This window comes from Sinomonas soli (assembly GCF_054782415.1).
The window spans coordinates 19,885-41,918 of record NZ_BAAGSN010000022.1 but is presented as its reverse complement, the minus strand read 5'-3'; the positions used below and the strand labels follow the sequence as shown (position 1 = coordinate 41,918).

24 protein-coding genes are annotated in these 22,034 nt (G+C 69.0%); 17 read left to right on the top strand and 7 right to left on the bottom strand.

The window, feature by feature from the left end; genetic code table 11:
* Positions 1–19 precede the first annotated feature (19 nt).
* The gene (gene mscL / locus ACYVKZ_RS19780; protein WP_460994020.1) at positions 20–415 is read left to right on the top strand and encodes a large conductance mechanosensitive channel protein MscL; all 396 of its coding nucleotides are present in this window, start codon (positions 20–22) and stop codon (positions 413–415) included.
* Positions 416–663: 248 nt separating this feature from the next.
* Positions 664–1,566: a glycosyltransferase family 87 protein gene (locus ACYVKZ_RS19775; protein ID WP_460994018.1), complete on the top strand. Its 903-nt coding sequence runs from the start codon at positions 664–666 to the stop codon at positions 1,564–1,566.
* A 21-nt stretch (positions 1,567–1,587) separates the two neighbouring features.
* Here the strand turns inward: ACYVKZ_RS19775 and ACYVKZ_RS19770 are convergent, their stop codons facing one another.
* From ACYVKZ_RS19770 to glmM, 3 genes are all read right to left on the bottom strand, one after another.
* Positions 1,588–2,664: a methyltransferase gene (locus ACYVKZ_RS19770; protein WP_460994016.1), complete on the bottom strand. Its 1,077-nt coding sequence runs from the start codon at positions 2,662–2,664 to the stop codon at positions 1,588–1,590.
* A 120-nt stretch (positions 2,665–2,784) separates the two neighbouring features.
* The gene (locus ACYVKZ_RS19765; RefSeq protein ID WP_460994014.1) at positions 2,785–3,327 is read right to left on the bottom strand and encodes a DinB family protein; all 543 of its coding nucleotides are present in this window, start codon (positions 3,325–3,327) and stop codon (positions 2,785–2,787) included.
* A gap of 16 nt (positions 3,328–3,343) precedes the next feature.
* Positions 3,344–4,693, bottom strand: coding sequence for a phosphoglucosamine mutase (gene glmM, locus ACYVKZ_RS19760; RefSeq protein WP_460994012.1), 1,350 nt, complete (start codon positions 4,691–4,693; stop codon positions 3,344–3,346).
* A 105-nt stretch (positions 4,694–4,798) separates the two neighbouring features.
* Between glmM and ACYVKZ_RS19755 the strand changes: the two genes are divergently transcribed.
* Entirely contained in the window at positions 4,799–6,202 is a 1,404-nt protein-coding gene (locus ACYVKZ_RS19755; protein ID WP_460994010.1) for a phenylacetate--CoA ligase family protein, read from the top strand.
* A gap of 74 nt (positions 6,203–6,276) precedes the next feature.
* On the opposite strand, the gene ACYVKZ_RS19750 is transcribed toward ACYVKZ_RS19755, so the two are convergent.
* The 3 genes from ACYVKZ_RS19750 to rplM all read right to left on the bottom strand — a co-directional run bounded on the left by ACYVKZ_RS19750 (position 6,277) and on the right by rplM (position 9,892).
* On the bottom strand, positions 6,277–8,619 hold the full coding sequence (locus ACYVKZ_RS19750; protein WP_460994008.1) for a coiled-coil domain-containing protein: 2,343 nt from the start codon (positions 8,617–8,619) through the stop codon (positions 6,277–6,279).
* 290 nt (positions 8,620–8,909) lie between these two features.
* Positions 8,910–9,410, bottom strand: coding sequence for a 30S ribosomal protein S9 (gene rpsI / locus ACYVKZ_RS19745; RefSeq protein ID WP_307004443.1), 501 nt, complete (start codon positions 9,408–9,410; stop codon positions 8,910–8,912).
* Positions 9,411–9,448: 38 nt separating this feature from the next.
* Positions 9,449–9,892 carry a 50S ribosomal protein L13 gene (rplM, locus tag ACYVKZ_RS19740; RefSeq protein WP_066499416.1) on the bottom strand — a complete coding sequence of 148 codons (444 nt, stop codon included), beginning with the start codon at positions 9,890–9,892 and terminating at the stop codon, positions 9,449–9,451.
* Positions 9,893–10,436: 544 nt separating this feature from the next.
* Here rplM and ACYVKZ_RS19735 point away from each other — a divergent pair.
* The 11 genes from ACYVKZ_RS19735 (at position 10,437) to ACYVKZ_RS19685 (ending at position 19,152) form a co-directional block, all read left to right on the top strand.
* Entirely contained in the window at positions 10,437–10,637 is a 201-nt protein-coding gene (locus ACYVKZ_RS19735) for a Flp family type IVb pilin (protein ID WP_460994005.1), read from the top strand.
* 77 nt (positions 10,638–10,714) lie between these two features.
* Positions 10,715–11,134: a TadE/TadG family type IV pilus assembly protein gene (locus ACYVKZ_RS19730; RefSeq protein WP_460994003.1), complete on the top strand. Its 420-nt coding sequence runs from the start codon at positions 10,715–10,717 to the stop codon at positions 11,132–11,134.
* A gap of 59 nt (positions 11,135–11,193) precedes the next feature.
* The gene (locus ACYVKZ_RS19725) at positions 11,194–12,240 is read left to right on the top strand and encodes a pilus assembly protein TadG-related protein (RefSeq protein WP_460994001.1); all 1,047 of its coding nucleotides are present in this window, start codon (positions 11,194–11,196) and stop codon (positions 12,238–12,240) included.
* Positions 12,237–13,049, top strand: coding sequence for a Flp pilus assembly protein CpaB (cpaB, locus tag ACYVKZ_RS19720; RefSeq protein ID WP_460993999.1), 813 nt, complete (start codon positions 12,237–12,239; stop codon positions 13,047–13,049). Before ACYVKZ_RS19725 ends, cpaB begins: the two co-directional genes overlap by 4 nt.
* Positions 13,046–14,239, top strand: a complete 1,194-nt coding sequence (locus ACYVKZ_RS19715) for an AAA family ATPase (protein WP_460993997.1) — start codon at positions 13,046–13,048, stop codon at positions 14,237–14,239. Before cpaB ends, ACYVKZ_RS19715 begins: the two co-directional genes overlap by 4 nt.
* Positions 14,236–15,714, top strand: a complete 1,479-nt coding sequence (locus tag ACYVKZ_RS19710) for a CpaF family protein (protein WP_460994067.1) — start codon at positions 14,236–14,238, stop codon at positions 15,712–15,714. The genes ACYVKZ_RS19715 and ACYVKZ_RS19710 overlap by 4 nt, the downstream gene beginning before the upstream one ends.
* A 3-nt stretch (positions 15,715–15,717) precedes the next feature.
* Entirely contained in the window at positions 15,718–16,659 is a 942-nt protein-coding gene (locus tag ACYVKZ_RS19705) for a type II secretion system F family protein (protein ID WP_460993995.1), read from the top strand.
* A gap of 9 nt (positions 16,660–16,668) precedes the next feature.
* A complete protein-coding gene (locus ACYVKZ_RS19700; protein WP_460993993.1) occupies positions 16,669–17,544 on the top strand; it encodes a type II secretion system F family protein in 876 nt (291 codons plus the stop codon).
* 10 nt (positions 17,545–17,554) lie between these two features.
* Positions 17,555–17,749: a Flp family type IVb pilin gene (locus ACYVKZ_RS19695; protein WP_460993991.1), complete on the top strand. Its 195-nt coding sequence runs from the start codon at positions 17,555–17,557 to the stop codon at positions 17,747–17,749.
* Positions 17,750–17,854: 105 nt separating this feature from the next.
* Positions 17,855–18,751: a hypothetical protein gene (locus tag ACYVKZ_RS19690; RefSeq protein WP_460993989.1), complete on the top strand. Its 897-nt coding sequence runs from the start codon at positions 17,855–17,857 to the stop codon at positions 18,749–18,751.
* Between the two features lie 233 nt (positions 18,752–18,984).
* Entirely contained in the window at positions 18,985–19,152 is a 168-nt protein-coding gene (locus ACYVKZ_RS19685) for a hypothetical protein (RefSeq protein ID WP_460993987.1), read from the top strand.
* A 43-nt stretch (positions 19,153–19,195) separates the two neighbouring features.
* Here ACYVKZ_RS19685 and ACYVKZ_RS19680 read toward each other — a convergent pair whose 3' ends face one another.
* A complete protein-coding gene (locus ACYVKZ_RS19680) occupies positions 19,196–20,077 on the bottom strand; it encodes a tRNA pseudouridine synthase A (RefSeq protein WP_460993985.1) in 882 nt (293 codons plus the stop codon).
* A 182-nt stretch (positions 20,078–20,259) separates the two neighbouring features.
* On the opposite strand from ACYVKZ_RS19680, the gene ACYVKZ_RS19675 reads away from it, so the two are divergent.
* The 3 genes from ACYVKZ_RS19675 to ACYVKZ_RS19665 all read left to right on the top strand — a co-directional run bounded on the left by ACYVKZ_RS19675 (position 20,260) and on the right by ACYVKZ_RS19665 (position 22,014).
* Entirely contained in the window at positions 20,260–20,466 is a 207-nt protein-coding gene (locus ACYVKZ_RS19675; protein ID WP_460993983.1) for a Flp family type IVb pilin, read from the top strand.
* A 100-nt stretch (positions 20,467–20,566) separates the two neighbouring features.
* The gene (locus ACYVKZ_RS19670) at positions 20,567–20,962 is read left to right on the top strand and encodes a TadE/TadG family type IV pilus assembly protein (protein WP_460993981.1); all 396 of its coding nucleotides are present in this window, start codon (positions 20,567–20,569) and stop codon (positions 20,960–20,962) included.
* Positions 20,950–22,014, top strand: coding sequence for a pilus assembly protein TadG-related protein (locus ACYVKZ_RS19665; RefSeq protein WP_460993979.1), 1,065 nt, complete (start codon positions 20,950–20,952; stop codon positions 22,012–22,014). Before ACYVKZ_RS19670 ends, ACYVKZ_RS19665 begins: the two co-directional genes overlap by 13 nt.
* Positions 22,015–22,034 lie beyond the last annotated feature (20 nt).

Genomic DNA, 22,034 nt, shown 5'->3' with positions numbered 1-22,034 from the left:
GGGGGCTATGGTGAAGCCCATGCTCAACGGATTCAAGTCCTTCATCATGAAGGGCAACGTCATTGACCTTGCCGTCGCCGTCGTCATGGGTGCCGCGTTCGGCGGGGTGGTGGATGCCCTCGTCAAGAGCGTCCTCATGCCCGCCATCTCAGTCCTGGTCAACCAGCCGAACTTCGACAACTTCCTCGTGGTCGGCCCCGTGAAGTTCGGGGTCCTGCTGACCGCGATCGTGAACTTCCTTCTCATCGCGGCCTCGATCTACTTCGTGATCATCGTCCCGATGAACAAGCTGATCGAGCGCCGCAACCGCAAGCTCGGCATCAAGGAGCAGGCCGAGGAGACTCCCGTCGACCCTCAGATCGCCCTCCTCACCGAGATCCGCGACGCCCTCAAGGCGCCCCAGCGCGAACTCTGACCCGCCTCTCCCCGCGCACTGCGTCTGCCCCTCACCTCGCGGAGGTGGGGGGCCGGCGTCGTCATCGCCTCAGGGGACCGCCGCCGCAACCTGGAACGCGGTCGCCGACACACCTGCGGGCTGCTCACGCCCGCCAGGCGAGCTGCGAGTTCGACCAACGTCTAATCGCGTTCAGCCGCCAGCTCCTTTCACCGACTCGGAAGCTCTTGGCATGGGCTGTCCTGCGGGGTGTATGCAAGGATGTCCGCGTGACGATTGAATCGGTGTGGGGGCCGCAGTCCATAAGACACGAGTTCGGAATGGCCGGAGTTTTCGCGCTCAAGTTTCCGCTCCTTGCCAAAGCCGCACAACTGCTTATCTGGCCCTTCAGCTTCGCAGCGCTGGCACAGTGCATCCGCAATTTTGCGACTGGAGGGCGGTGGGGGCAAGACGCTCACGCATATTGGGCCGCGGTCCAAGGGCCCTTGGAATATGGGACCGCTCCGGGGCGAGAGGACGCATTTCTCTACTCTCCCATCTTCGCTGACGTCATCAGGCCCCTTGGGCAATTGCCCTGGCCCGCCTTCTGCACCGTCTGGGTGCTGATTGAGGCGGCCGCACTCGTCTGGCTCGTGAAGCCCCTGCCGCTCCGGTGGGCCGTGCCAGTCTTCATCACAAGCCTTCCCGAGCTTGTCGTGGGCAACATCTATTTGCTGCTCGCCATGTCAGTGGTGCTTGGGTTGCGTGTGCCCGGCGTGTGGGCGTTCCCCATACTCACCAAGGTCACAACGGGCGTGGGACTCGTCTGGTACATCGCCCGGCGCGACTGGAAAGGACTGCTTGTGGGAATTAGCGCCACAGCCCTCATCGTCTTAGTCTCATGCATCTTCGGTCCACAGGCATGGCGCCAGTGGATCGAATTTCTAGCTGCGAACCAGACCCATACCCCGGATAGCACCTTGAGCTTCATCATTCGCTGCACAATCGCAGTACTCCTAACCTATGTCGCAGCACGACCAGGATGGGCTTTTCTCGTACCGATCGCTGTCATGCTTGCCACGCCCGTCCTCGTCTGGCCAATCCCGCTCATGGTTCTCACCGCGATTCCACGCATCCTGCTGATGGAAGGAAGGGCTTCGATCTGCTTGAGTGCGAACACCCCCCACAGGTAGTGGATCTGTGAAGGATGCCGGCTATCGGACCGCGAGCTCGACGATCCCATAGGCGCCCGTGTCCAGGACGCGCCCGGGCCGGAAGCCGGCCGCCCTCCCGAGGGCGAGGTGCTCGGCCGCGGAACGCTGACGGCCCTCGGTCTGGGCGAGCATCATGACGTCCGAGATCGAGACGGGGAACTCGGCGGTGTTGGGCTCCTGGAGCCATTCGAGGACCAGCGCCCGGGCGCCCGGGCCGGCCGCCGCCCGGACGGTGCGCAGGATCTGCCGGCACTGGTCGTCGTCCCAGTCGTGGAGCACGTCCTTGAGCAGGTACACGTCCGCGGCTGCCTCGAAGCCGGCGAAGATGTCCCCCTCGACCGTACGCACCCGGCCGCCCACGCCCCGGCCGGCGAGGTACTCCCGCGACGCCGCGAGGGGACCGGCCTGGTCCACCAGCACGCCGTCGAGCGCGGGATTGGCGGCGAGGACCGAGGCGAGCATCGCGCCCACGCCGCCTCCCACGTCGCACACCGTCCCCCGCTCCGGCCACGGGTAGGCGGCGACGATCAGCGGGGCCGCGAGGAGGGTGAGCTCGTGCATGGTGCGGGCGAAGCCGGCCTCCTCGTCCGGGTGCTCGGCGAGGTGATCCCAGAGGCTCTTGCCCGCGGCGGCGTTGAAGGCCGGCCGACCGTCGGCCAGGGTCTCGGGCAGGCGCAGCCAGCCGGCCAGCACCGCGTCTGAGGTCGCGTACCGCACCCAGCCGGCCATCGACAGGGGGTGCTCCTCGAGCAGGAGCCTGCCGGTGGCCGTGAGGCGGAAGGCGCCGCGGCGGTCCAGGGTCACGAGGCCGTAGACGGCGAGGCCGCGGAGGACCCGGTGGGCGGTGTCGGCGTGCAGGCCGAGCTCGTGTGCCACCTGGGCGGCGGTGCGGCGTCCCGCGGCGAGGGGCTCGACGAGCCGGGTGCGGACGGCCGCCCGCATGAGCGCGATGGCCGCGACGCCCCCGGAGACCTCGAGGAAGCGCGCCTGCGGGGGCTGGAGGGCGGCGCCGGCCCGGGTGAGGGCCCTGCTGAGGCGCTGGACGGCCCGGACGGCGGCAGGCGGGGGCGTGCGCATGAGGCGAGCGTACCGTTCTGCTCACCGTGGCGGCCCGGACCGGCGTGTCGGGCGGCGACACGCCGCTCCCCCTGCCTCCGAGGACCCCAAGGTGAGCAGGAAGAGACGGCCGCCGGCGGCCTACTCCCCCACGGAACCGTCGATCGCCTCGCGGAGGAGGTCCGCATGGCCGTTGTGGCGCGCGTACTCCTCGACCATGTGGACCAGGATCCACCGCAGGGAGAACTGGGTCTGGCCGGTGGGCCGGGCGTGGAGGCGGCCGAGCGCCTCGGTGCCCTCCGCCAGGAGCCTGTCGGTCACCGCACGGGAGCGGGCAACGCTGGCGGCCCAGAGGGCCCGGAGCGCATCGCCGGGGTCCTGGGCGGCGCTGTGCCATTCCCAGTCTCGGTCCGCAGCCCAGTCCACGCTGGCCCACGGCTCCGGCTCGGGCGTGCCAGCCGCCACCTCGGTGAACCAGTGGTCCTCCACGAGGGCCAAGTGCTTGAGCATGCCGCCCAGGGTCATGCTGGAGGGCGCGAGCGCGGTGCGCAGCTGCTCGTCGGTCAGGCCCCGCGTCTTCCACTCGAGCGTGGCCCGGTGGAAGTCGAGGAAGCCGAGGAGCGTGTCCGCTTCAGCGACGTCGAGCGGGGGCTCGGGCCGGCCGTGGTCGTCGAGGTCAGTCACCCGAGCGAGCGTACCGCTACGCGAGCGCGAGCTGGTTCTGGACCACCTCGGCCAGGCGAGTGGCGATGGCCTGGGCGGTCTCCTCGTCGGCGGCCTCGACCATGACCCGGACCACGGGCTCGGTGCCGGAGGGGCGCAGGAGCACGCGGCCGGTCTCCCCGAGCTCGGCCTCGGCGTCGGCCACGGCGGCCGCCACGCCCGGGTCCGCGGAGACGCGGGCCTTGTCCACGCCCTTGACGTTGATGAGGACCTGCGGGAGGCGGGTCATCACGGCCGAGAGCTCCTTGAGCGTCTTGCCGGTGCGCGCCACCTGGGCCGCGATCTGCAGGCCCGTGAGCACGCCGTCGCCGGTGGTCGCGAAGTCGGAAAAGATCACGTGCCCGGACTGCTCGCCGCCGAGCGAGTAGCCGCCGGCGCGCATCTCCTCGAGCACATAGCGGTCCCCCACGGCGGTCTCGCGGATGGTGATGCCCGCCTCGCGCAGGGCGATCTTGAGGCCGAGGTTGCTCATCACGGTGGCAACGAGCACGTCGTCGCGGAGCTTGCCGGCGTCCTTGAGGGCGAGGCCGAGGATCGCCATGATCTGGTCGCCGTCCACCACGGTGCCCTCGTGGTCCACGGCGAGGCAGCGGTCGGCGTCGCCGTCGTGGGCCACGCCCAGGTCGGCGCCGTGCTCCACGACCGCGGCCTGAAGCTTCTCGAGGTGGGTGGAGCCCACGCCCTCGTTGATGTTCAGGCCGTCCGGGTCGGCGCCGATCACCACGACCTCGGCGCCGGCGTCCTTGAACACCTGCGGCGAGCAGCCGGATGCGGCGCCGTTGGCGCAGTCGAGCACCACGGTGAGCCCGTCGAGGCGGTGCGGGAGGGTGGTGAGCAGGTGGACGATGTAGCGGTCCTCCGCGTCGGAGAAGCGCTGAATGCGGCCCACGCCGGCGCCGGTGGGGCGGTGCGGCTCGCTGGCGAGGAGGGCCTCGATCTGGTCCTCGACCTCGTCGGGGAGCTTCTGGCCGCCGCGGGCGAAGAACTTGATGCCGTTGTCCGGGGCCGGGTTGTGGCTCGCGGAGATCATCACGCCGAAGTCGGCGCCGAGGTCCGCCACGAGGTAGGCGGCGGCGGGGGTCGGGAGCACGCCGGCGTCGTACACGTCCACGCCCGCGCTCGCGAGGCCGGCCTCGACGGCCGCACCGAGGAACTCGCCGGAGGCTCGGGGATCGCGGGCGACGACGGCGCGCGGCCGGGTGCCGTCCGGCACCTGCTGGTGGCCGAGGACGACGGCGGCCGCCTGGGAGAGCTTGAGGGCGAGCTCGGCGTCGAGGAGGCCGTTGGCCAGCCCGCGCACGCCGTCAGTACCGAAGAGCCTAGTCACCCGCCCTAGTTTACTGGGCGCAGGAAACCCGGTGGTCGGGCGGAGCCGGAACCCTCACTCCAACCGGCCCTATTGCGCGCCGCAGGCCCCGCCGAGAATTGCCTCATGCGCAGATCCGGCCGCCTGACCGCGTTCGGGGTCCTGCGGGACGCGCGGCGGGCGCTGCGGGGCGGGCGCGCCGCCATCGAGGCGCGGCAGCGGGAGCGCCTCGCGGCCCTGCTGCGGCACGCCCGCGCCCACTCGGCCTTCTACGCGGAGCTGTACGCCGGGCTCCCGCAGGGCGCAGGCCTGGGGTCGCTGCCGCCGGTGACCAAGGCCCAGCTGATGGGCCGCTTCGACGCGTGGGTGACCGATCCCGGGGTCACCAAGGACGCGCTCCTGCGCTTCACCGCCCGTCAGGACACGATCGGGACCGATTTCCTCGGCCGCTACGTCGTCTTCACCACCTCGGGCTCGACCGGCGAGCCGACGCTCCTCGTGCAGGATTCCCGCGCCCTCGCCGTCATGAACGGACTGGCGTACGGCCGGCCGCCGTACATCAGCCGGCAGGTGCTGCTCCGCATGCTGGCCAAGGGGATCCGAGGGGCCGCGGTCTTCGCCTCCGGCGGCCACTTCCTCACCGCCGTCATGTACACGCGCCGGGTGCGCTCGGTGCCGCTTCGGCGCCGGTACGTGCGCTTCTTCTCCGTGCTGGAGCCGGTCGCGCAGCTGGTCCAGGAGCTGAACGACTACCGGCCCGCGATGCTCGAGTCGTACGCGAGCGGGCTGGAGGTGCTGGCCGAGGAACAGGCGGCCGGGCGGCTGCGCGTCGCCCCGGCCCTCGTGGCCTGCGGCGGGGAGCAGCTGCTGCCGGCCGTGCGCCGCCGCATCGAGGCGGTGTTCGGCTGCCCGCTGCTCGAGCTGTACAGCGCCTCGGAGGCGAGCCCGCTCGCCCTCCCCTGCCGCTATGGCGAGCAGCACGTGAACGCGGACTGGTTCATCCTCGAGCCCATCGACAGCGCGGGCAGGCCCGTCCCGGCGGGGGTGCTCTCGCACTCGGTGCTGCTGACCAACCTGGCCAACTTCGTCCAGCCGATCATCCGCTACGAGCTCGGCGACTCCGTGCGCCTCGGCGCGGAGCCGTGCCGCTGCGGGAGCCCCCTGCCCACCGTCCGCATCGAGGGCCGCACCGATGAGGTCCTCCGGTTCGAGGGACGCGCGGGCACTGTGGCCCTGCTGCCCATGGCTCTGGGCACGGTCGTGGAGGAGACACCCGGCGTGCACCGGTTCCAGGTGCTGCAGACGGGTCCGGACGCCCTGGCCGTCCGCGTCGAGATCCTGCCCGGGCACGAGCAGCACTCGGTGGAGGCGGAGGTGCTTGCACGCCTGCGCTCCCATCTCGATGGCCAGGGGCTTCCCGGCGTGGGCCTTGCGCTCGACCCCGAGCCGATCCGCCTGAATCCCAAGGGCGGGAAGCTGCGCCACGTGCTCCACGCTCCGGCGGGGCCGACGGCTGCCGGCGCGACGTAGCCCCGGCATGCGGCGGCGGGAGGGGCCTGAGGCGCCCTCCCGCCGTCGTGCGTCACGCCCCGCCGGGCCCAGCGTCAGGCGAGGCAGCCGCCGTTGGCGATGGTCCCGTCGATCGAGGCGATCTGGGACTGGACGGCGGCGAGCTGCGACTGGAGGCCGGCCACCACGGTCTTCTGGAGGGCGATCGCGCCAGCCTTGCTGCCCTTCTGGGACTGGAGGTCCCGCAGCGTCGCCTGCGCCGCCGTGACCTGGGAGTCCAGGCTCACGGACTGCTGCTGAAGGGACGCGATCTGCTGCTCCGTGTCCGAGATCTGCTGGTTCAGCCCGTCCAGCTGGGTCAGGAGCGGGGCCACCTGGCTCTGCAGGGTCAGGACGCCCTGCTCGGCGGTGGCGATCCGGGCGTTCAGGTCCTTGAGCTGGGCCACGAGCGCGTCGCTGGCCGCGTTGAGCTGGGCGAGCTCGCTCTGCTTCGAGGCCACGGCCGCGTTGGTCTGGTCCAGCGCGGACTGGAGTGCCGGGAGCTGGCCCTGCAGCGTGGCGAGCTCGGCCTGCTTGTCGGTGACAGCCTGCTGCGCAGCTGCCAGGGCGTCCTTGGCGGCGGCCAGGTCGGACTGCTTCTGCGTGAGCACGCCCTGCTGCGCCGCGAGGTCCGCCAGGGCCGCGTCCCGGTTGTCGGCCAGGCCCGGCAGCGCCGCCTCGAGGTTCGCGACGACCGTGGCCTGTGCGTCCACGGCGGCCTGCGCGCCGGCCGCTGCGTCCTGCAGCGTCCCCAAGTCCGTCTCGAGGCCCGCGAGCTCGGTCTGCTTGGACGAGACGGCTGCGTTGGCCACGTCGAGGGAGGACTGCAGGGCGGGGAGCTGGCCCTGGAGGGTGGCGAGATCGGCCTGCTTGGAGGCCACGGCGGTGTTCGCGGAGTCGAGGGCTGCCTGCAGCGGGGCGGCCTGCTGCTGGAGTGCACTGCTGGTCTGCTGGGCCGAGAGCAGCTGGGCGTTGAGCGTGGTGACGTTCGCCTGCAGGGTAGCGAGGTCCCCCTGGAGCACCGCAATCTGGCCGCTGGTGGTGGTGATCTGGTTGTTCACGCTGGTCAGCTGGGTCTGGTCCTTGGCGAGCTGTGCCTGCGCATCCAACTTCTTCTTGGCATTGGAGGTCGACGGGTAGGAGTCGACGATGGCCTGCTGGGCGGCGATGTCGCTCTGCAGCTGGGTCTTCTGCTGCTGCAGGGACGCGAGGGTGGCCTGGGCCGCGCTGAGCTCAGCCTGCTTGGCGGTCACCGCCTGCTGGGCCGCCGTCAGCTGGGTCTGGAGGCTCGCGATCGATGCCTGCGCATCGGCAATGGCCCTGGTGTTGGCGGCGACGGCGTCCGCAGCCCGCTGGGCTGCGGCCTGCAGCGCGGCGAGGTCCGTCTGGGCCTGGGCGATCTGCGCCTTCTTGGCGGCGAGGGCGTCCGCAGCCTGCTGGGCTGCGGCCTGCAGCGCGGCGAGGTCCGTCTGGGCCTGGGCGATCTGGGCCTTCTTGGCGTCCACGGCGGCCGCTGCGTCGGCGGCGGCCTTCTGCTTCGCAGCGAGGTCCGCCTTGGCGTCCGAGACGGCTTTGAGCTGCGCGTCGAGCGTCGCCTGGGCCGTGTCCGCGACGCCCTGGAGCCGCGTCAGCTCGGTCTGGGCGGCCGCGACGGCCTGTTCGGCGGCAGTCACGTTCGAGGCTGCGGTCTGCGCCGCCGCCTGCAGGTCCGTGAGGTCGCCGGTCGCGGTGTCGATCTGGGCCTGCTTCGCGGCGAGGGCCGCCCCGGCATCGTCTGCGGTCTTCTGCAGGGCGGCGAGCTCGGTGTTCGCGGCGGCGATCTCAGCGTTCTTCGCATCGAGCGCTGCCTGCGTGGCGCCGGCCTGGGTCTTCAGGTCAGCGGCGGCCGCCTGGGCCGCGGTGAGCTGCTCCTGCAGGGGTGCCAGCTGGGTCGTCACGTCGGCCTGCTGGGACTGGAGCGCCGCGAGGGCAGAGTTGGCCTTGTCGATCTGCTGCTGCGTGCTGCTCTGCTGGGCCGTCAGCGAGTCGAGGTTCGCCTGGGCGGTCTGGATCTGGCCGTCGAGCGCCGCGAGCTCGTCGTCGGCCTGCTTGATGGTCGCGTTCAGCCCGGCCATCTCATCGGTGAGCGCGTCCGCCTGGCTCTGCAGCGTGGCCTTCTGTGACTGGAGCGCCGCGATGGCGTCCGCGTTGCGTTTCGTGGCCGCCTTGAGGAGGTTCTCCTGGACGGTGCCGCGGTGCGCGAGCTGATTGACGACGCCGTTGCAGACCCCCGGCGTTCCGACCGGCGGCGCGGCCTCCGCGGGCAGGCCCACGGCCACGAGGGCGCAGGTGATGCCCGGGACGAGGACGGCGGCCGAGAGGGCGCGCAGGCGGGAACGGCGGTGCTTGGGCTGATTCATGGTTCCTCCGAGGCGGTGCGAAAAAGGAGCGCAATGGCTCGGAGGGCGCTCGGATTCGAATTCCCCCCGAATTCCGATCCGCCGAATGCGGTCCGTAGCGCTACCGCCAATCTATTAGCGTCAAGGAGATATAGCACCACTGGATTGGCGCGCGGCGGTACCTGATCTATTCGCTGGACGGTACTTGCCCGGTACCTGTTTGGATCTCGCAATTACTTGGAGGGAGGGTCATGGCAACCAAAAAGGCCCGCCCCGCGAAATGCGGGACGGGCCTTTCGGAAGGGCTGGGATCAGCGCTTCGAGTACTGCGGAGCACGGCGGGCCTTCTTGAGACCGGCCTTCTTGCGCTCGACCACGCGGGCGTCGCGGGTCAGGAAGCCGGCCTTCTTCAGGGCCGGGCGGTTGTTCTCGACGTCGATCTCGTTGAGAGCGCGCGAGACACCGAGGCGGACAGCGCCGGCCTGGCCGGAGGGGCCACCGCCGTGGATGCGGACGATCACGTCGTAGGCGCCCTCGAGGTCGAGGAGCTTGAACGGGTCGTTCACCTCCTGCTGGTGCAGCTTGTTCGGGAAGTAGTTCTCGAGCGTGCGGCCGTTGATGGTCCACTGGCCGGAGCCGGGGACGACGCGGACGCGGGCCACGGCCTCCTTGCGGCGACCGACGGCCGCACCGGCAACGGTGAGGGCCGGACGCTCGCGCTGGGCGGTCTCGGCCGCGGCCGGGGCGCTCTCGGACGTGTAGCTGGTGAGGTTCTCCTCAGCCGCGGTGTTCAGCTCTTCGTTCTGAGCCACAGTGTTCTCCTTGATGAATTCTTGAGTAGTGGCCAGGACTACTGGGCAACCTGGTTGATCTCGAAGGTCTTGGGCTGCTGGGCAGCGTGCGGGTGGTTCGGGCCCGCGTAGACCTTGAGCTTGGACAGCTGCTGGGCGGCCAGCTTGTTCTTCGGGAGCATGCCCTTGACGGCCTTCTCCACGGCGCGGACCGGGTTCTTCTCGAGCAGCTCGGCGTAGGTCACGCTCGTGAGGCCGCCCGGGAAGCCCGAGTGGCGGTAGGCGCGCTTCTGCTGGAGCTTGGCGCCGGTGAGGGCCACCTTGTCCGCGTTGATGATGATGACGAAATCGCCCATGTCCATGTGGGACGCAAAGGTCGGCTTGTGCTTCCCGCGCAGCAGCGTTGCGGTCTGGCTGGCAAGACGACCCAGAACGACGTCGGTGGCGTCGATGACGTGCCACTGACGGTCGGCGTCGCCGGGCTTCGGAGTGTACGTACGCACAGTTATTGCCTTCGTTTCTTGGTCTGGTGGGGTGCCGGTGAGATACACCCCGTGCTTCGGTGCGCTACCGGACCAGAGGTGAGGGCTCCCAGACCAGTTATCCCTTGCATCTCGAATGCGCCCGGAAGCCGGCGTCCTGCAACTGGACACTCCCGAGGCGCGTTCCATCGAGTCAGGACACGCACAACGACTATCAAGACTAGCCCGGCGCGGCGTGCCGGGTCAAAGCGGGCCACCTGGCGCCTCCAGAGGGGCGGCTCAGAGGTGTACTCACCCGCCGGAATGGACGTGTCCATCGCCCAAGTAGCCCGGAGGCCCCTCACTGAGTACCCGGCACGGGGTGCGGCGGGTGGCGGTCAGGTACATCGGGGAGTCGAGCAGGGGTATTCACACGTTGTCAAAACACTCGTATTTACGTATCAACCCTTATGGTGCCGGCCTCCTGGGGGTGGGAGATTTGTGGCACGGGCAGGAATACCGGGGGTGGCCCGCCACAAAGACCCCTTTTTCACCAATTGCTCCACCTCACGAAAAGGACATTGTCATGGAGAAGCTCTACGTTTCCGTTCTTTCTTTCTGGAACTCCATCGTCAGCGGCGAGAAGGAAAAGGGCGCTACGGCCACGGAGTATTCGCTGCTCGTCGGTCTCATCGCGCTCGTCCTCGTCGGTGGCGTTACTGCCTTCGGCGGTGCACTCAACAGCTGGTTTACCGACCTCGGAACCACGGTCAGCAGCTGGAAGTAAGAAGCCGCCCTCTTGGTGTGCGGGCCGGCCGGTCCCCCGGCCGGCCCGCACACCACTTTTAGGACAAGGAGCCAGAGATGCCGAAACGGACATCGCGTGCACAGGAGCGAGGAGCCGCCGCCGTCGAGTTCGCGCTCGTCGTGCCGCTGTTCCTTGCGGTACTCATGGGGGTGATCGAGTTCTCGAACTACTTTCGCATCCAGATCAGCGTGAGCCAGGCGGCACGAGAAGCGGCACGCTCCTACGCGATCAGTCACGACACCACCGCGGCGACAGCCGCCGGGCGCGCCGGCGCCCCGTCCCTGAACGCTAGCAGCCTCAACTTCACCTACACCGGGCCCGCCACCTGCGACCCTGCTGCGGTCCCCGCACAGACCGTCACGGCCTCTGCCACCTTCCCCTATTCAACGCTCACCGGCTTTAGTCTGCCGCCCTTCCTTGACGTGACGATGCCGACCCAGGTCAGGGGCACGAGTGCGATGAGGTGCGGGGGATGAGGCGCTGTCAGCTCTGGGCCGACCGAATGGGTGGCGAGAACGAACGGGGAGCAGTCGGTGTGCTGGCCGCTGTGCTCATGATTGTCGTCATAGGCCTCGGCGCAGTCGCCGTCGACGTGGGCCAGATCTATGCCGAGCGAAGCCAGCTTCAGAACGGAGCAGACTCGGCAGCGCTCGCTGTGGCGCAGGCCTGCTACCCAAAGGGCACCTGCTCAAGCACCGCGACCGCGCCCGACGGCAGCTCCTGGACAGTCTGGGCGGCACCTCTGGCCAATGGCAACGCCAATGACGGCGCAAGCAAGGTGGCCGACGTCGACTTCTCCACGCCCGGCCGGGTCACCGTGACGACCTCCACGGAGGACGGCACCACCCACGCTGGATTCCTCACGCCGATGTTCGCCAACGCACTGCGCGCCTTCGGCTCCGTGGCACCAACCACGGTTGGCGCATCTGCCACGGTTGCCATGAGCAACACTCCCGGCGGCGCTTCTGGTTTCCCGCTCGCCCTCTCGGATGCCTGTTTCGATCTCTCCGCTGGTGCCCCGGCGGGGTCAATCCAGAAGTTCAGCTATAAGCCGGCGATGACGTGCACGGGCCCCGGCGGCCACAGTGTCCCGGGCGGATGGGGTTGGCTCGACCCCTCGCCCGCCGGAAGCTGCACCGCCGGCACGATCCTCGGGTTGGCCGGTAGCGATACCGGCAACGACCCGCCAGGCAACTGCCTGAGCTTGCTCACCGGTTGGAAGTCCACCCTCACGGCTGGCGGGAAGATCGACGTGCTGTTCCCGGTGTTCAGCCAAGCCAGCGGCGGTGGGAACGGCGCAAGCTTCACAATCCTCGGCTATGCCACTCTCCAGGTCTACGGGTGGCACTTCGGAAACTCCGATCCTTCCTACGAGTTCCGGGACAAGGCCTCTGAACTCAAGGCCGCCTACCCAACCCTCGTACCGAACAACACCATTGCGAACAACCTTGCCTGCAACAGCCCGGCCAGCCAGCGCTGCGTCATCGCCCAATTCATCCGCTTCGACTCCATCGACTCCGCACAGGCTGGTCCTGGAGGCGGTCAGGACTTCGGGACCACGATCATCACGCTCTTGAAGTGACCACCGCGGCACCGGAGCGCCCACTACAGAAAGGCATCACCATGAAGACCCGCCTACTGGGAGGCGTGGCTGCGCTGATTGTCGCAATCATCGGAACCGTACTCCTCCTCACCTACGTCAACGGCGCGGACCGTCGCGCCCTGGCAGATGTGCAGACGCAAGACGTCTACGTCGTCCAGAAGCCTATCCCGGCAGGTGCGCCAGCTGACGCCGTCACCGCCGCCGTGGCCCTGAAGCCCATTCCGAAGGCTGCCATCCCCGCGGACCCGGTCACGGACCTCGCCACACTCAAGGGCAAGGTCACTGCTGTGGCCCTCGAACCCGGCGAACAGCTCATCACGAGCCGCCTCGTGGATCCCGCTGCCCTCAAGACCCCGGGGCGCGCCGAGGTCCCATCAGGCATGCAGGAGCTGACCGTTCGCCTCCCGATCGAGCGCGTCATTGGGGGCGTTCTCGCTCCAGGTGACACGGTCGGCGTCCTGCTCTCCCTGCCCAAGGACGACAACGCGCCGGCCCAGACGCAGCTCGCTTACCACAAGGTCCTCGTCACGGCCGTGCAGCTCTCCAGCGGTGCCAACGCCGAGGAGCCTTCAGGCTCCCAGGGCAGTAGCAGCGGAGGTGCGCTGAGCGGCGGCAAGAGCTCCTCTCAGTCTGGAGGCGACTATCTGATCACGCTCGCACGACCCGCGGCCGACGCCGAGCGGATCGTCTACGCGACAGAGTTCGGCAAGGTCTACCTGACCAAGGAGCCGGCTAGCTCGCAGGAAAACAACTCCGGCGTCGTCGACCGGACGAAGGTATTCCGATGAGCCGCTTCGCACTGATCACGCAGGACCAGGACTTCGACCACCGGGTACGGCTCGCAGCCGCTGGCCTTCCAGGTTCCCTTCAGGCGTTCCAGGCGAACTTCCTGCCCTCCTCGATCGACGATGTCTTCGACCAGCTCGTCGGTGAACCGTTGGAGGTCTTGGTCCTCGGGCCCGACCTTCGGGCCGAGGACGTGGTGAACTTCGCGGCCGCCGTCGACGTCCGCTATCCGCACGTGAGCATGGCGTACGCCGCCGAGCCCGCTGGAGAACTCGTTGCCGCGGCGATGCGGTCCGGTATCCGTGAGTTTGTTGATCCAAAGGCCACCGCGGACGAGCTCCGAGGACGACTTGAGGATGCGGCTACCGCAGCATCACGCCGCCTGTCCGCGGGGCCGGTGCCGGACTCCGCCAGCGGACAAGGACGAGGCCGGGTCATCGCCGTGATGTCACCCAAGGGCGGCGTCGGCAAGACGACGATTGCGACGAATATCGCGGTGGGCCTCGCCAAGGCTGCCCCCATGTCCGTGGTGGTCGTGGACCTCGACCTCCAGTTCGGCGACGTCGCAAGCGGTCTCATGCTGGATCCGGAACGGAATGTGCTCGATGCAGTCAACGGCCCTATGGACTCGCTCTCGCTCAAGACGTATCTGACGCATCACTCAACGAACCTTTATGCGCTCTGCGCCCCCCGCAACCCGGCCGACGCCGAGCGGATCTCGGCGGCCCAGGTCGAAGAGCTCGTGGCCCGGCTCGCCGCCGAGTTCCAGTACGTCGTCGTCGATACCTCACCGGGACTAGGCGACCACGTACTCGCCGTCCTCGACCAGGCCACCGACGCAGTGTGGGTCTGCGGCATGGACATCCCGAGCGTCCGCGGACTGAGAACCGGCCTCGAAGTCCTCACGGAACTTCACCTGCTCCCCGAGCGTCGGCACGTGGTCCTCAACATGGCCGACCGTCGATCCGGGATCACGGTCCAGGATGTCGAAGCGACCCTCGGCATCCCGGTCGATGTCGTCCTTCCTCGTTCCAAGGCTGTGCTCATGTCGACGAACCGGGGCGTTCCGGCCCTTCAGGACGGGCCGCGTGATTCGACGGTCAAGGCGTTGGCGAAGCTGGTGGAGCGTTTCAAGCCCACGTGGACCGACTCCAACCGCCGTGGACTTCACAAGAGAGTGGTGTTCCAGTGAGCCTCATCGACCGACTCCGCGCTGCGCAGGACGACGCCGAGGTCCCGCCCCCAGCCGTCCCGAAGTCTGCTCCTGCCGCAACAGACGACACCGACAAGCACTCGGCCAGCCTAGGCGTCAGAATCGAGGCCCAGGCCGCCGCAGACGCCGACGCACGCCTTACTGCACCGCCCACCCACGGAAGCGTCGCCGCGAGCCAGGCCCTGCGGGAATTGAAGGAGAAAGCGACCGCCGAACTCTTCGATCGGGTCGGCAGTCGCATCGCCGACTCTTCACTGAGCGAGGACGAACTCCACGAGTACGTCCGCGGCGAACTGCGGTCGGTGGTATCCGACCAGCAGGTCCCGCTGACCTCCGGAGAGCGCGACCGGATCCTCGACGAGATCATGGACGACGTTCTGGGCCTAGGACCGATCCAGCGGTACCTCGACGACCCGGCCGTCACCGAAGTGATGGTCAACCGAGCGGACCAGGTCTACGTCGAGCGGAATGGCAAGCTCTTTCCCACAGAGACGACCTTCACCTCCGAGGAGCAGCTGCGCCGGGTCATCGATCGGATTGTCTCCCGCGTTGGACGCCGCATTGATGAGTCGTCGCCGCTGGTTGATGCACGGCTCGCCGACGGTTCACGCGTCAACGCGATCATCCCGCCGCTCGCGGTGAACGGCTCAGCGCTCACCATCCGCAAGTTCTCCCGTGAAGCCCTCACTGTCCAGAAGCTCCAGGAGCTCGGAACCCTCACTCCCGAGATGGCGGACCTCCTCCGAGCATGCGTCGAGGCACGCATGAACATCATCGTCTCCGGCGGCACCGGCACGGGCAAGACCACGCTGCTCAACGTGCTGTCCGGTTACATCCCCTCAACCGAGCGCATCGTGACCATTGAGGACGCAGTAGAGCTTCAGCTTCAACAGGACCATGTCATCCGGCTCGAGAGCCGGCCGCCCAATATCGAGGGCAGGGGCGCCATCGCCATCCGCGATCTGGTGAGGAACTCCCTCCGGATGCGGCCCGACCGCATCGTGGTCGGCGAGGTCCGCGGCGGAGAGACGCTCGACATGCTGCAGGCCATGAACACCGGCCACGACGGTTCGCTATCTACCGTCCACGCCAACTCGCCCCGCGACGCCATCGCGCGCCTCGAGACCCTCGTGCTCATGGCCGGCATGGACCTGCCCCTGCGCGCCATCCGCGAACAGGTCGCCTCGGCGGTGAACCTCATCGTCCAGCTGACCCGCCTGCGTGATGGCACCCGCAGGGTCACCCATGTCACCGAGGTGCAGGGCATGGAGGGCGACGTCGTGACCCTCCAGGACGCCTTCGTCTTCGACTTCGGAGCTGGCATCGACGCCAACGGCCGTTTCCTCGGCAAGCCCATCGCCACCGGTGTGCGCCCGCGATTCGTCGAGCGGTTCACAGATCTGGGCATCCGCATCAACCCGTCCATCTTTGGTCTCACAGGATCGAGGAGGTAGGCCATGGAATCGCCAATCGTCCTCATCGCGGGCCTTATCTGCATCTACGTCGCCCTCGCGGCCGGCGCCGCAGTTCTGCTCAAGGCTCGTCGTACAGTGCCACTTGAGCGTCGCCGGCCGGAGACCGTCGGAGCCGACTCGGCACTGACCAAGGTCACCGACACCGCAGTCGCAGCCATCAACCGCCGGCTCAAGGGTCGAGACTTCCGATTTCTCACCGCCGACAAGTTCGAGCAGGCTGGCCTGAAGATCGGCATCGGAGACTTCCTTCTTATGTGTGGAGCCGCGGCAGTGGTCGCGGGAATCCTCGGCTTCATCCTGGCCGGTCTCGGTCTCGCACTCCTGTTGGCCATGATGGGGCCAGCAGCACTTCTCGTATGGCTCAACATCAGAGCATCGCGACGGCAGGCGGCCTTCGCGGAGCAACTACCCGACACCATCCAGTCGCTCGCTGGCAGCCTTCGGGCGGGCCACAGTTTCCTCCGCGCCATCGACGGTCTCGCTGACGAGGCGGAACCGCCCATGAGCCAGGAGATGCGGCGCGTCATCAACGAGACCCGCATCGGGCGAGACCTCGTGGAGTCCCTCGTGACCACCTCGACCCGGATGAAGAGCGAGGACTTCCTCTGGACGGCGCAGGCTGTCGAAACGCACCGGGAGGTCGGCGGGAACCTCGCCGAGGTGCTGGAAAACGTCAACGAGACGATCCGCGAACGTGCCCAGCTGGCGCGGCAGGTCCGAGCGATCAGCGCAGAGGGACGGATCTCCGCCGCCGTGCTGCTGTGCCTTCCTGTGGTCATGCTCATCGCGCTCTGCTTCATGAATCCGCACTATGCGTCGACCTTCTTCACCACCCCGATCGGATGGCTGATGCTCGCCGCAGCAGCGGTCCTCCTCGGAGTCGGCGCCTTCTGGCTCAGCCGGCTCATCAAGCCCAAGTTCTAAGGAGGCGTCATGTCACTCATTGCTCTCGGGTCCATCCTCGCGATTGTGATTCCAGCGGCGTTCCTCACCTGGAGCGTCGCCTCGCCAGACCGCGGCCTCCGCCGGGCCATCGAGCAGAACCTCGGGCTGGCCAAGGGACCGAAGCGCTCCGCCGTCAGCGCCTCCGATCGACTTGCTCTCGCAGTCCGAAGGGCCACGCCAGCGGGGTATGCGGCTTGGCTCGACAAGAAGCTTGCAGGGGCCGGCCGCCCCCAGGGGTGGCCTCTCGACCGCGTGCTCGTGGTCAAGCCAGTTCTCGCCCTCGTCGGCTTCGCCCTCGGGCTCCTGGTCTTCCTTCGCTCGCCAGGGCCCCAGATGTTTCTCCTTCTCGTCGCAGCCACGGCTCTGTGCTTCTTCTTGCCCGACATCCTTCTGAAGAACACTGCCCAGAAGCGGCGGACAGCGATGAACCTCGCGTTGCCCACCATGCTCGATCAGATGCTCATCTCGGTGGAAGCCGGCGTGGGATTCGAGGCCGCTATGGCGAAGGCAGCCGAGAACAGCACCGGACCGCTCGCCGACGAATTCGTGCGCACCCTGCAAGACATCCGAGTGGGACGTTCGCGCCGAGAGGCCTACCTGGACCTTGGCGAGCGCGCCGGCTTCCCTGACCTGCGCTCATTCATCAGGTCGATCGTGCAGGCCGACCAGTACGGCATTGCGATCGCCAACGTCCTGAGGGTCCAGGCCAAGGAGATGCGCGTCAAGCGGAAGCAGCGGGCCGAGGAGCACGCCATGAAGATCCCGGTGAAGATCCTCTTCCCCCTTATCTTCTCGATCCTGCCGGCCCTGTTCGTCATCGTCCTCGGACCGATGATCCTCGGCATTATGCACCTCTTCTCATGAAAGGTCAGAGATGGGCAACGGACTAGACCACATCAACGCTGGCACGCCAGCCACCAGCTCTGAGCGAGGTGCCACCGCAACCGAGTACGCCATCCTCCTGGGGTTCCTCGTTCTGGTGATGGTGTTCGGGCTTGCGGCCTTCGGCCTCAGCCTCGGGGACTATTTCATCTCCCTCTCGCAGGCAATCCAGACAGCACTGCCGTGAAATCGTGCCCCCGCGGGCCATGCAGCTGGCCCGCGGGGGTGCCCAAGCCGGTCCCCTCCCGATGCCCAGAATCGGGAGGGGACCCCAACCCATCCAGGAGGTGCCATGAACAGCGACATCGGTGTCCACGTCCCCCAAGTCCATCCAGTCGACTGGGCCTGGTACCGCGAGTTCGGCGGCGCCGCCAGCGTGCCGCCGGCGGTCCGGGACCGGAACCGACGGATCACCCGGCGGGCGCTGGCCAAGGCCGGTGCTCTCGCCGCCGTCGTCGGCGGGATCGCCATCGGCTCGAGCCTGCTGTGGGCCCGTGGGACCATCTCGTGGCGCCCGGTCCTGCTCATCGCCCTGTGCGGCGCTGCCGGTGTGGGGCTCTACACGAGGGAGGTCGCACGGCGGGCGCTGGCGGCCCGGCGCCGCAACGTGGCCGCTGCCGCCAGGGCCGCGCGGGCGGACCGGATCTTCGGCATCCCGTACGTTGCCTCGCCACGCTCCGTGCGCCCCGGATCCCCGATCCCTGCCCTGCGGCCTGCCCGGGCCACCGCAGTGCTCCTGGACCTGCTCCTCGCGCTGCCCGGCCCGGCGGTGTTCCACCGGATCGGGCTCCCCCATGCCGATGGCTGCGCCGACCACGCCGTGGCCTGCGGGAACGCCGTGTTCCTCCTGGACTCGGTCCACCTCGCCGGCGGGACCTGGCAGTGGGCCCCCAGCGCCCGGGACACACTCGTCCGCACGGATCGGGCCGGCCAGCCAGTCCCGCTGCCCCTGTACCAGGCCGCCGACGAACTCCGGCTCATCCTCGGTCCCGAGGTCGAGGTCGTCCCCATCGTCGTGGTCCATGGTGCGAGGACCATAGCCGGGCGGGCGAGCCTGTCCCAGCACGGGGTCCACCTGCTCACGGCGTCCGCGGCCCTCGAGCGCATCGGCAACACCTGCGCGTACGGCTTCGCCGGTACCGCGCGCCTGCCCGGCCTGCAGGAGGCGCTCCAAGAGCTGCTCGTGTAGGCCGCCGGACCGGCAAGGTCCCCTCCACGCCGGAGTTCCCTCCCGATGCCCAGAGTCGGGAGGGAACTCCTCACTGCCGTCTCGGCCATTGCCCGCCGGACGAGCGAGCGCTTACGCTGGGCATCACCTCTGGGACATCTGGGCAGGCTACCCCGAGGCCGCGCTCTTCTGGATGGAGAAGACATGGGCCGCGACACCCAGACCTCTGCTGGCGCCATTACGGGGCTGCTGCCGTGAGGGCCGTCATCATCGCGCTCATCTCCTACGGCACGGCGATCAACGGCTTGCTCCTCGGACTCTGGCTGGCCGCGAAATGGCCTGCCCCGCGGCTGAAGCACTTCGCCATGATGGGCTGGGTATTCCTCGGCCTGAACGTCGGAATGCAGATCCTCATCGCGTAGGGTCTCGGCTCCGCTCAACCGCCGAGCTGGGTTTCGACTCCGCTCAGCCGCCCGGGATTTCCTCCCGCAGCGCCCGCGTCAGCTCGGCCCGCTCGGCCATCTCCGCGCCGGACTCCGGATACCCGACCTCCTCGAGCACGAGCGGATGCGCCGGCGCCAGCCGCGTCTTCGCATCCCGCACCCGGGCGAGCATCCGCTCGTGCAGCCACCCCACGGGCTCGAGCCCCTCCCCCACGCGCAGCACCGAGCCGATCAGGGCCCGGACCATGTTGTGGCAGAAGGCGTCGGCCCGCACCCGGGCGACCACCACGCCGCTGGCCGTCCGCTCGAACGCGAACTCCTGCAGGGTGCGCACGGTGGTGGACCCCTCACGCGGCTTGCAGAAAGCAAGGAAGTCCTGCAGCCCCAGGAGTTGGTCCGCGGCGGCGTTCATCCGCCCAATGTCCACCCCAGCTCGGTGCCAGAGCGTGATCCCCCGCAGCACCGGGTCCCAGTCCTCCGGCCTATCCGCGATCCGGTACGAGTAGCGCCGCCACAGCGCCGAGAACCGCGCGTCGAACCCGGCGGGAGGCACGACGGCGCTGCGCACCTCGAGCGCACCCGTCTCCTCCCCGAGCACCCGGCTCAGCGCCCCGCGCAGACGCCGGACGAGGACCTCCTCGGGCGCATCCGACGAGCGCCGCGCGAGCCCGTCCCACTCCCCCAGCGCGAGGTCCAGGTGCACCACCTGCCCGCGGGCGTGCACGCCGGCATCGGTGCGGCCGGCCACCACCACGCGGACCGGCCGGCGCAGGATCAGGGCGAGCGCCTCCTCGAGCGACCCCTGTGCCGTGCGGAGCCCGGGCTGCACCGCCCACCCGCTGAACGGAGCGCCGTCGTAGGCCAGATCGAGGCGCACGCGCACCGTGGAGGGCTCGGATGTCATGGCGACCAGTCTAAGGATTCGCGCAGAAACTCCCCCGCGGAAGCGCAGGAACGGCCCCGAGTGCGAGGCTTCCGCAAGTTTCGTCCCAGATCCGTACCCCGGCGCGAGCCGGCTCCCTAACGTCGATGGTGGAGCTGGTGATCGGACCAGCCGACAACCACCACACCCCACAGGAGCACAGGATGCTTTCCATCATCGCCACCCTGCACGTCGCCGGCCTCAAGCTCAAGGAGCGCGCCCTCTCGGGCGAGCAGGGCGCCACCGCCGTCGAGTACGGGATCATGGTCGCCCTCATCGCCGTCGTCATCATCGGCGCCGTCAGCGCGCTCGGTGGCAACCTCAACAACCTGTTCAACGGCATCTCGCTGACGCCGAAGCCCGCCGCCTGAGCCCAGGTCCGACGCAGCGCCGCCCGCCCGGGCCACCGGCCCGGGCGGGCACCAGCACGCCCCCACCACCCCAGAAGCACCAGCCCTGAGAGGAGCCAGCATGCGCACCAGCGACAGCGAGCGCGGCGCAGCAGCCGTCGAGTTCGCCATCGTCCTGCCGGTGCTGCTCGTGCTCCTGCTCGGCATCATCGACTTCGGGCGCGCCTTCAGCGCCCAGCAGACCCTCACCTACGCCGCCCGCGAGGGCGCCCGCACCATGGCCCTGGGCCAGGGGACCACGGCGGCGCTCTCCGCGGCCCGCAGCGCCGCAGCCCCGCTCGGCGCCACCCTCCCCGACTCGGCGTTCACGATCTCCCCCGCGGCCTGCCCGCCTCCCGGGCAGCCCACGCCGCCGGCCACGACCATCACGTTCACCGCCAGCTACACGCTCACGGGAACCGGCTTCTTCGGAAGCTTCCCGCTGCAGGGCAAGGGGGTCATGCTGTGCGGCGGCTGACCCTTCCCTCGCCCCGCACCGTCCGCGGCACCGCGGCGCACGACGCCGGCCGGGACGGCGAGCGCGGAGCCGTCGCCGTCCTCACGGCGCTCCTCCTCGTGGTGCTGCTCGCCGTGGGTGCCCTCGCCGTCGACGGCGGCATGCTCTACGCCGAGCACGCGCAGCTGCAGAACGGCGCCGATTCGGCCGCCCTCGGCGTGGCCCAGCGGTGCGCCCTCAACCCCGCCGACACCGCGTGCACGTCCACCTCCCCGCTCGCCACGGGCCTGACCCAGCAGAACGCGGCGGGCGGCCAGGCGGGGATCGCGAGCCTCGCCGTCGACACGTCCGCCCGCAGCGTCACCGCCCAGACGCAGCCGCTCCAGCCCGGCTCCCAGCCCGGATCGGTCGCGCTGTACTTCGCGCGCGCTCTCGGGATCGACAGCGCCGCGGTCGGCGCACGCGCCAAGGCCGTGTGGGGCAGTCCCAGCGCCGGGCCGGCGGTCTTCCCCATCACCTTCTCCGTGTGCCAGGTCCAGGGCTTCGTCGACGGCGGCTTCCAGCGGCTGCAGAGCCACTCGACGAACATCAACCCGGGCTGCAACTACGGGCCCTCGGGCTCGGTGGTCCCGGGAGGCTTCGGCTGGCTGACCCAGGATCCGGGCCAGTGCGGCGCCACGATCAACATCGCCACGGCCCAGACCGAGCCGGGCAACAGCGCCCCTGCGAACTGCGATGCGCTCCTGCAGGGCTGGGCCGCCTCGATCCAGGCCGGGAATCCGCCCACCGCGCTCCTGCCCGTCTTCACCCAGGTGACGGGCACCGGCAACAACGTGGTCTTCACGCTGTCGGCCTTCGCGGCCTTCAGCGTCCAGGGCTGGAAGTTCTCGGGCAACGACTCCCTGCCCTCGACCTTCAACAACACGTCTTCCGCCGTGCCGTCCTCGCTGTGGTGCACCGGCTCGTGCCGCGGCATCATCGGCAAGTTCATCACCTACGTCTCGCTCTCCAACGCCTACCAGCTGGGCGCGCCGACCTCGTTCGGGGCCACCGTCGTCCGGCTGGCCCCCTAGTGCCCTCCACCCTCTCTCGC

Excerpts from the sequence above, each read along its gene's own strand:
- mscL (WP_460994020.1), top strand. The coding sequence starts at position 20 with ATGCTCAACGGATTCAAGTCCTTCATCATGAAGGGCAACGTCATTGAC.
- ACYVKZ_RS19770 (WP_460994016.1), bottom strand. The coding sequence starts at position 2,664 with ATGCGCACGCCCCCGCCTGCCGCCGTCCGGGCCGTCCAGCGCCTCAGC.
- ACYVKZ_RS19755 (WP_460994010.1), top strand. The coding sequence starts at position 4,799 with ATGCGCAGATCCGGCCGCCTGACCGCGTTCGGGGTCCTGCGGGACGCG.
- ACYVKZ_RS19750 (WP_460994008.1), bottom strand. The coding sequence starts at position 8,619 with ATGAATCAGCCCAAGCACCGCCGTTCCCGCCTGCGCGCCCTCTCGGCC.
- ACYVKZ_RS19735 (WP_460994005.1), top strand. The coding sequence starts at position 10,437 with ATGGAGAAGCTCTACGTTTCCGTTCTTTCTTTCTGGAACTCCATCGTC.
- ACYVKZ_RS19730 (WP_460994003.1), top strand. The coding sequence starts at position 10,715 with ATGCCGAAACGGACATCGCGTGCACAGGAGCGAGGAGCCGCCGCCGTC.
- ACYVKZ_RS19715 (WP_460993997.1), top strand. The coding sequence starts at position 13,046 with ATGAGCCGCTTCGCACTGATCACGCAGGACCAGGACTTCGACCACCGG.
- ACYVKZ_RS19705 (WP_460993995.1), top strand. The coding sequence starts at position 15,718 with ATGGAATCGCCAATCGTCCTCATCGCGGGCCTTATCTGCATCTACGTC.
- ACYVKZ_RS19700 (WP_460993993.1), top strand. The coding sequence starts at position 16,669 with ATGTCACTCATTGCTCTCGGGTCCATCCTCGCGATTGTGATTCCAGCG.
- ACYVKZ_RS19695 (WP_460993991.1), top strand. The coding sequence starts at position 17,555 with ATGGGCAACGGACTAGACCACATCAACGCTGGCACGCCAGCCACCAGC.
- ACYVKZ_RS19690 (WP_460993989.1), top strand. The coding sequence starts at position 17,855 with ATGAACAGCGACATCGGTGTCCACGTCCCCCAAGTCCATCCAGTCGAC.
- ACYVKZ_RS19680 (WP_460993985.1), bottom strand. The coding sequence starts at position 20,077 with ATGACATCCGAGCCCTCCACGGTGCGCGTGCGCCTCGATCTGGCCTAC.
- ACYVKZ_RS19675 (WP_460993983.1), top strand. The coding sequence starts at position 20,260 with ATGCTTTCCATCATCGCCACCCTGCACGTCGCCGGCCTCAAGCTCAAG.
- ACYVKZ_RS19670 (WP_460993981.1), top strand. The coding sequence starts at position 20,567 with ATGCGCACCAGCGACAGCGAGCGCGGCGCAGCAGCCGTCGAGTTCGCC.